Origin of the sequence: Shewanella sp. N2AIL, assembly GCF_022690845.1 — a bacterium.
Taxonomy (GTDB): Bacteria; Pseudomonadota; Gammaproteobacteria; order Enterobacterales; family Shewanellaceae; genus Shewanella; species Shewanella baltica.
The window spans coordinates 1-219 of the sequence record NZ_JALBYT010000147.1 but is presented as its reverse complement, the minus strand read 5'-3'; the positions used below and the strand labels follow the sequence as shown (position 1 = coordinate 219).

1 protein-coding gene is annotated in these 219 nt (G+C 54.3%); it reads left to right on the top strand.

Features of this window, described 5'->3' with window-relative positions; genetic code table 11:
- Positions 1-219 (top strand): VCBS domain-containing protein (locus MO387_RS21110; protein ID WP_242326532.1); only part of this gene is annotated, 219 nt, incomplete at both ends.

The following is a 219-nucleotide window of genomic DNA, read 5'->3' as shown; positions in this document are numbered from 1 at the left end:
GCAACTGGACTTACAACGTCGATAACGCCGACGTGCAATATCTGGCTGAAGGCGAAACCAAGGTCGAAACCTTTGTGGTCTTGAGTGACGATGGCACTGAGCACACGGTCACCATCACCATTACCGGTACCAACGATGTGCCTGTGATTGCTGGCGACGATGTCGGCGCGGTCACTGAAGATGCCACCGATCCAGTTCTGACTGACAGCGGCACCTTAA